Source organism: Ardenticatenales bacterium, from assembly GCA_020634515.1.
In the GTDB taxonomy this organism is placed as follows: domain Bacteria; phylum Chloroflexota; class Anaerolineae; order Promineifilales; family Promineifilaceae; genus JAGVTM01.
Genome location: JACKBL010000008.1, coordinates 352,695 through 360,181 on the forward strand (window position 1 = coordinate 352,695; position 7,487 = coordinate 360,181).

Consider the following 7,487-nt stretch of genomic DNA (forward strand, 5'->3'; position numbering starts at 1 on the left):
GACAAACGCGCCAAGTAATATCTTGCGGGGGAAACTAACAACTTTCACGGATACCTCCACGATAATGGTTGGGGACCAGCCGCGGCGACAAGCGGGGAAATCGGACGAGAAGGGCGGGATGGGTGTCCGCCGGGCGGGTCGATTAAGGAATGAAATGTGTAACTGAGGGCGCATCGTGTCATTGATACGGCGTTGCGGGATGCGCTGACGGGTTTTTGTTCGCCGCGGAGTCCAAAGCCCAAGCTGGACGAACACTTGGTCAGATTGGTTCATTCTCCAAAAATGAACCAATCCTGGCACGCGGAACGGACTTGTGCCAAGCTATACCTGGGAAGACAGATCGCGGATTGATCAGGCAACCACGAGGGCCGCTGCGCCTTTGATCTGGCTGTTCTTGAGCTTGAGGAGCGCCTCGTTTGCTTGTGCCAGTGGAAAAGCCTCCACTTCAGCGCGGATGGGTATTTCGGCGGCGAGGTGCAGGAAATCGGCGGCGTCTTGCCGCGTGAAGTTGGCGACGCTGCGCAGCACGCGCTCGCCATAGAGGCGTTCATAGGGCAGTTCGGGGATGGGGGTGAGGTGGACGGCGTTGATGGCGAGTGTGCCGGCAGGACGCAGGTGACGCAGTGCCAGGGGGATGAGGGAGCCGACGGGGGCAAAGGTGATGCCGGCATCCAGTTCCCCCTTAATCTCATCTTCCGCGCCACCCGCCCACACCGCGCCCAACGCCCGCGCCAGGCGGCGATGTTCCTCGCCGCGGGTGAACACATACACCGCGCATCCCCAGTGACGCGCCACCTGAATCACCAGATGGGCGCTGGCGCCGAAGCCGTAGAGGCCCAACTTGCCGCCGGGTTCGATGCCACATAATTTGAGCGAACGGTAGCCAATAATGCCGGCACAAAGCAAGGGAGCCGCGGCCATATCACTGAATTCGGCGGGAAGCGGGAAGGCAAAACGCTCATCCACAACCAGTGTTTCCGCGTAGCCGCCGTGGGCGTGCAGGCCGGTGAAGCGGGCGTTTGCGCACAAGTTCTCGCGCCCGGCGCGGCATTGCGCGCATTCGCCGCAGGTCCAGTTCAGCCAGGCCACGCCCACGCGGTCGCCCAGCGCAAAGCGATTGGCCCCGACGCCGCGCGCCGCGACTCGTCCTACCACTTGATGCCCTGGCGTGATGGGCAGGGTGGGCAGGTCCAGGTCGCCTTCGACGGTGTGCAGGTCGGTATGGCACACGCCGCAGACGGTTACGCGCACCAGAATTTGACCCGCGCCTGGGGGAGATGCCGGCACATTGACAGCCGTCAATGGCGCATCAACTACCGGACGCGGGGCGTTTAACATCATGGCGTGCATAAGAGGCATCAAGTCAGACTATCTCTGCGCGATTGTTGCTGATGGTGATTCGCAATGGAGGTTTGAATAGAATCGGGACAAATTCGTCAACGCCAGTTGTTATGAGGCCGTGCCTCAACGTCGTTGGCAAATTGGCAACAAAAATAAGCAACCCGGTGGAAAGTAATCGAGCGCGCGTAGTATAACAGGTTTTTGCAAGAAGGGGAGTGGGAATTAGGCTTTTATCTTCATCGGGCGGTCGTTTGTTTGTTAAAATATTACTACTAACGCTCTGTGGAGATTGGACCAATTTGACGCGCTCAATGGCCTTTTCCACCAGAGAAAATAGGTCCAATCTGGCTTAGCAATTACGTTAAAATTACGTGGGTGTTGGGGGCGGCAATGGTTTGCGTCGCGGGCGTGGTTTGACAATTCGGGGTGGAAAACTATACTTCCTGCCGCTGCGTAACTATCTTTCCAACTTGTGAAGCGTTACCACGAATGGAGAATGATGATGCGTCGATTAAGTTTTCTGCTTTTAACGGTGGCCTTGCTTTTGTTGATGCCGGCATGTCGCCAGGACGAAAAGACCGCCGCGAACACGCCCACGCCAGGAACCGCGCCAGAGCGCCCCGCCGCCACGGCTCCCGCCGCCACACCTCCCGCCGCCACACCCGGCGCGGCAGCTACGGTCAGCCTCCAGACCTACACCTGGTCCGACCCCCTGAACGATTGCACGGCCGGCCTACGCGCCGCCGACTGCGTCAATGGACGCGAGTTTGAGTCGGTATCCGCCACCGTTGGCGACACGTCCATCACGTTTGTCCTGACCCTGGCGGATGGCTCCTGGTTCGGTGAACAGTCCCACCTCACTTTTCTCCTGTTTGACCTGGACAAGGACATCACCACGGGCGACACGGACTACGCGATGCAGTATGGCCTCAGCCCGGAAGTTTCCCTGGTGGTAAGCTGGCAGAACCAGAAGTTGAGCCTCAACACCTATCGCGGCAATGACGTGACGCCGCTGCCGTTGACTAACCTGGAGTTGTTGGACGAGCGTTCGCTGCGAGTTTTGCTGCCGCTACGTATCGTTGGGTCAGCAAACTTCAACTTCGCCACCTTTATCCTGGGTACGGACGCCGTGCGCGATGATTTTCCCAACGATGCCGTGATTGCCTTCCCCGGCGGTGAAGTGGTTCCCAGGGAGTGAGGGCTGGTGTTTGGGCGGGCACACGCCACGAGACCATCACCCCGTCCATACGGCCAGGAGCGTGGCGAGGAAGATGGCGACGCTGATGTAGCCGTTGATGTTGAAGAAGGCCAGCCCCAGTTTGCTCAAGTCGTCTGGCTTGACCAGGGTGTGTTCGTAGCGCAGGAGCACGGCCACGATGGCGACGCCCAGCCAGTAGACCCAGCCGAGGCTGCTGGTGATGCCGAGTACCACGAGTAGGGCGACGGTGAGTACGTGACTGGCGGCGGCTACCTGCAATCCGCGGCGAATGCCGAAGCGGGCGGGGATGGCGTGCAGCCCTGTCTGGCGGTCGAAGTCTACGTCCTGGCAGGCGTAGATGACGTCGAAGCCGCCAATCCAGAATGTGACGGTGGCGAGGAGGAGCCATGCCGGCATATCCGCCGCCGTAAATAAACTCCCCCGCACGGCCACCCACGCGCCCATGGGCGCCAATCCATCTGTAAAGCCCAACACGTAATGGCACAACCAGGTATATCTTTTCGTATAGGCATAGCCGACGAGAAAGACGAGCGCGCCGGGAAAGAGGGCGAACGCCAGCGGATGAAGCTGCCACGCGGCGAATCCGAGAACCAGCAGCGAGATGAGGGCGTAGATGAGGACGGAGCGGGCGTCAATCAGGCCCGCCTGGATGGGGCGGCGGGCGGTGCGTGGGTTGCCGCGATCAATGTAACGGTCAATGTAGCGGTTCAGCGACATGGCCGCCGTGCGCGCCGCGGCCATAGCCACGGTGATCCAGATGAAGTCGGACCAGTTGGCGGCTTCCCAACCGCCCCAGGCCAGCACCATGCCCAGGTAGGCAAACGGCAGGGCAAAGATGGTGTGCTCAAATTTGATCATTTCCAGGAAAACGCGGAGTTTGTGCATGGCAGTTCGACTGAAGATTGGTTCGTTCGACGATGATATAAAGTGCGGAATTGCATCGTCAGTTTGAAGGAACGGTAAGGAAACGACTTCGATGTCTATTTTATTTCCGTCCCTGAGTGGTTAATCCGGTAGCGCCCGCCCGTGATCTCGTCCAGGTCGCGTTGCTCCTGGGTGGTGAGGAGGCGGGGCGTGCCGGCGGAAAGGGCGGTGAGGTAGATGCCGGCATGTTCTTCCAATAGAAACAGGCGCAGCAAAGCCTGGGCAGCGGTTTCGCCGACGACGATGACGCCGTGGTTTTGCAGCAGCGCCGCCGGAGCCTGCGCCAGCGCCACGCCCACGGCGGCGGCCAGGGTGTCCGTGGTGGGCGTGAGATAGGGCACGAGGGGCACGCAGGGTCCGAGGTGGAGGTAGAAGTCGGGGGTGAATGCCGGCATTTCCTTACCCACCAATCCTAGACTGATCGCCCGCGGCGGATGAACGTGCAGCACCACTTGCGTCGCCGGTCGGGCCGCATAGGCGGCGCGGTGCATCGCCAGCTCCGACGACGGGCGCGGTCCGTTCTGGTTGACGACGGTTTGGGGAGCGAGAGATGCCGGCACAAAATCCGCCCCCGTCAATTGCCCCAGGTCCGCGCCGGAGCGCGTGATCCACATCTCCACACCCCGGCGCGCGCTCAGATTGCCGCCGCTGCCGCGCACCAGCCCCGCGTCCACAATCTCCCGCCCCACCGCAATCAATTGCGTGATCACGTCCCCGGTTCCTCCGAGACCTGCACTAGCAGTTTGCCCTGGTTTGTGCCATCAAACAGCATGTTCAGCGCGGCGGGGGCCTGCTCCAATCCCGGCACGATGTGCAGGCGATACTGCAATTTGCCCTGTTGGGACCACGTGATCAGGGATGGGTACGCTTCGATGGCCCGATCCAGGTAGTCGAGGACGATAAAACCCTCCACGCGCATCCGTTGCGTGAGGATGCGGGGGAAGTTGTAGGGGCCGGGTACGGCGGCGGTGGCGTTGTACTGCGAGATGAGGCCGCAGAGGACGACGCGGCCATGCAGGTTGATCTGGCCGAGGGCGGCGTCCAGGATGTCCCCGCCGACGTTGTCGAAGTAGATGTCAATCCCCCGTGGGCGGAGTTCCCGCAGGCGGGCGGGGACGGATTCGGTCTTGTAGTTGATGGCGGCGTCAAAGCCCAGGTCTTCCGTAATCCAGCGGCACTTGTCGTCTGTGCCGGCAATTCCCACCACATGACACCCCTGAATTTTGCCGATTTGCCCCACCAGCGACCCCACTGCTCCCGCCGCCGCGGAGACAACCAGCGTTTCTCCCGGTTTGGGCTGGCCGATTTCCAACAGGCCAAAGTATGCGGTCAGTCCGATATGCCCCAGGAGGCCAAAATGCGCCGCGAGGGGCACGCCCAAATTCGGTAGCCGTGTCACTCGTTGCCCGGTGGTCACGGCATATCGGGTCCACCCCAATGTGCCGCTGACGATGTCGCCCGGTTGAATGCCGGCATCCCGCGACGCCTCCACCACACCCAACGTAATGCCTCGCATGACGCTTCCCAACGGCAACGGTGGCAAATAAGTCGCTCTTTCGCCCATCCATCCCCGGTTCGTGGGGTCGAGCGACAGGTACACGTTTCGTACCAGCACCTGCCCCTCGGCAAGGTCGGGCACGGGTTCCTCTACCCAGGCAAAATCACTTTCCTGCACCCGTCCTTGCGGACGAGCGGCGATGCGCCATGATTGATTGGTTGTCATTGTCATTCCTTTTGGTCCAGATTGGTTCATTCTTGGAGAATGAACCAATCTCGTCGTTCTGGTCCAGATTGGTTCATTCCTGGAGAATGAACCAATCTCATAATGTTAGTTTATCATGCACAGCGGGCGCAAGACCAGCGGAACGATGAGCGAGTGTCGCGGTGACTTGTTGAAACGTTGAGACAGGCTATACTCTTTCCCGCCTTGATTCGTGCCGGCATTTCCCATTTCCATAAAAACAGTTGACGCGACCAGGCAAACCTTCTTTTGCGTCTTGTGGATCGAACAACCAATGTTGACGCTACCGAAAAAAGCTCCGGGCCAAAAACCCGGTTTCTTCTCCCTGGACGAATCACGCGCAAAACCCAGAAACCGGGTTTTTTCAGGGTTCTCAACCTTTGCCGCAAACATGGAAATCAGCCTCGAGCAGTTTGAAGACATCACCATCGTCCACCTTGCCGGCGAACTTGACGGCCGCACCAGCCCACTTGTCCAGGATCGGCTACTGCCCCAGGTCAAGCCCGACGGCAAAATCCTCCTGAACATGACGGACGTCACCCATCTTTCCAACGCGGGCCTGCGCACGCTGCTGCTACTCTACCGCCAGATCACCTACCAAGACGGGCGCGTCCTCCTTGCCGGGCTGTCCGAGACGCTGCAAGACACCATGTCCGCCACCGGATTCATGGATTTCTTCACCACCTACGACACCGTCGCCGCAGGATTGGCCGCCCTACTCCACCAAGACTAGTGTCATGTCCAGGGTGTGATGGTAAACCGTAGGCCAATTCGCTGAATTGACCGGACAAGACAGCGTCTTGTCCTACGGCGCGTCCCCATCGTTTTATGCTTGACGGCACACGGGGACGCGGACCAACGCAAAATCCGCACCGTCCGTGACGGCCTTTCATCCAGAGACAAAACACGGACGAACGCAGAAGAACGCGGACAAAAGCAAAATTTGCGCCATCTGCGTAATCTGTGACTGCTTTTTCCGGGACAAAAACCCGTTTTTCTTCGCAAAACCCGGAAACTGGTTTTTGTCGCGTTCACAACGTAACTGCTAAGCCGGATTGGACCAATTTTCCTTAGTAGTTACTTCACAACTATTATTCCTCCGCCATGCAACCACGCATTGACATCTACCCTACCCGCCGCCACGGAAATTTCCTGCTGCGCGCCGGACGACCATTCCCCTATGGAGCCAGCTTTGTGCCCGGAGGCGTCAACTTCGCCGTTTTTTCTCGCCATGCCACGGGCTGCACGCTGGTGTTGTACGAAAAAGGCCGCCGCGAGCCGCTGGGCGAGATTCCTTTCCCTGACGAGTTCCGCATCGGCCACGTTTTTGCGATGGTCGTCTTTGGTCTGGACGACGAAAACGTGGCGTATGGGTATCGCTTCAGCGGGCCTTATTTGCCGCATATGGGCCTTCGTTTTGATGAGGAGCAGGTGTTGCTGGACCCCTACGCCAAAGCGATCAGCGGGCGCGACGTGTGGGGCGCGCCTGTTGACGGGCACAATGGGTATCAGCACCGGGCGCGGCTGGTTTACGATGATTTTGACTGGCAGGCAGACCACCCACTGGAGAAGAACGTCGAAGACCTGGTTATTTACGAGATGCACGTGCGTGGCTTTACGCGGCATCCTTCATCTGGCGTCAAGTTTCCGGGGACGTTTGCCGGCATTCGCCAGAAAATCCCCTACCTCAAACAACTCGGCATCAACTGCGTCGAACTCATGCCTGTTCAGGAATTCGACGAACTGGAGAATGACCGCGTCAATCCCCTTACCGGCCAGCGGCTCGTCAACTATTGGGGCTACAGCCCCATTGGATTCTTTGCCCCCAAAGCCGGCTACGCCGCCACCGGCAAATTCGGGATGCAGGTTGACGAACTGAAAGCCCTGATCAAAGAACTGCACAAAAACGACATCGAAGTCATCCTCGATGTCGTCTTCAACCACACCGCCGAAGGGGGAGACAACGGGCACACCATCTCCTTCCGCGGCATCGACAACAAAACCTACTACATGCTGCGACCCGACGGCGGCTACTACAACTTCAGCGGCTGCGGCAACACCATGAACTGCAACAATCCCGTTGTACGCAACATGGTGTTGGACTGTCTGCGCTACTGGGTTGCCGAATACCACGTTGACGGGTTCCGTTTCGACCTGGCCTCCATCATGGGGCGGGACACGCGCGGGCAGCCCCTGGCCAATCCTCCGCTGCTGGAGGCCATGGCCTACGATCCCGTCCTGGGACGCACCAAGCTCATCGCC

The 7,487-nt window shown here is 59.4% G+C and carries 8 protein-coding genes; 3 read left to right on the forward strand and 5 right to left on the reverse strand.

What is annotated here, in order from left to right:
* Window positions 1–351: 351 nt before the first annotated feature.
* Entirely contained in the window at window positions 352–1,350 is a 999-nt protein-coding gene (locus H6650_20160; GenBank protein MCB8954327.1) for a zinc-dependent alcohol dehydrogenase family protein, read from the reverse strand.
* A 487-nt stretch (window positions 1,351–1,837) separates the two neighbouring features.
* Between H6650_20160 and H6650_20165 the strand changes: the two genes are divergently transcribed.
* Window positions 1,838–2,539 (forward strand): hypothetical protein, encoded by a 702-nt coding sequence (locus tag H6650_20165; GenBank protein MCB8954328.1) that lies wholly within the window; start codon window positions 1,838–1,840, stop codon window positions 2,537–2,539.
* 36 nt (window positions 2,540–2,575) lie between these two features.
* On the opposite strand, the gene H6650_20170 is transcribed toward H6650_20165, so the two are convergent.
* From H6650_20170 to H6650_20185, 4 genes are all read right to left on the reverse strand, one after another.
* Entirely contained in the window at window positions 2,576–3,445 is an 870-nt protein-coding gene (locus H6650_20170; GenBank protein ID MCB8954329.1) for a UbiA family prenyltransferase, read from the reverse strand.
* A 95-nt stretch (window positions 3,446–3,540) separates the two neighbouring features.
* Complete coding sequence (locus H6650_20175; protein ID MCB8954330.1) at window positions 3,541–4,194, reverse strand: class II aldolase/adducin family protein; 654 nt, start codon at window positions 4,192–4,194, stop codon at window positions 3,541–3,543.
* Complete coding sequence (locus H6650_20180) at window positions 4,191–5,213, reverse strand: NADP-dependent oxidoreductase (GenBank protein ID MCB8954331.1); 1,023 nt, start codon at window positions 5,211–5,213, stop codon at window positions 4,191–4,193. Before H6650_20180 ends, H6650_20175 begins: the two co-directional genes overlap by 4 nt.
* Before the next feature lie 99 nt (window positions 5,214–5,312).
* A complete protein-coding gene (locus tag H6650_20185) occupies window positions 5,313–5,618 on the reverse strand; it encodes a hypothetical protein (GenBank protein ID MCB8954332.1) in 306 nt (101 codons plus the stop codon).
* On the opposite strand from H6650_20185, the gene H6650_20190 reads away from it, so the two are divergent.
* Both H6650_20190 and H6650_20195 read left to right on the forward strand, forming a co-directional pair.
* The gene (locus tag H6650_20190; GenBank protein ID MCB8954333.1) at window positions 5,617–5,958 is read left to right on the forward strand and encodes an anti-sigma factor antagonist; all 342 of its coding nucleotides are present in this window, start codon (window positions 5,617–5,619) and stop codon (window positions 5,956–5,958) included. The two genes, H6650_20185 and H6650_20190, sit on opposite strands and share 2 nt — an antisense overlap.
* 371 nt (window positions 5,959–6,329) lie before the next feature.
* The coding region (locus H6650_20195) for a glycogen debranching enzyme (GenBank protein ID MCB8954334.1) at window positions 6,330–7,487 on the forward strand (1,158 nt) is incomplete at its 3' end.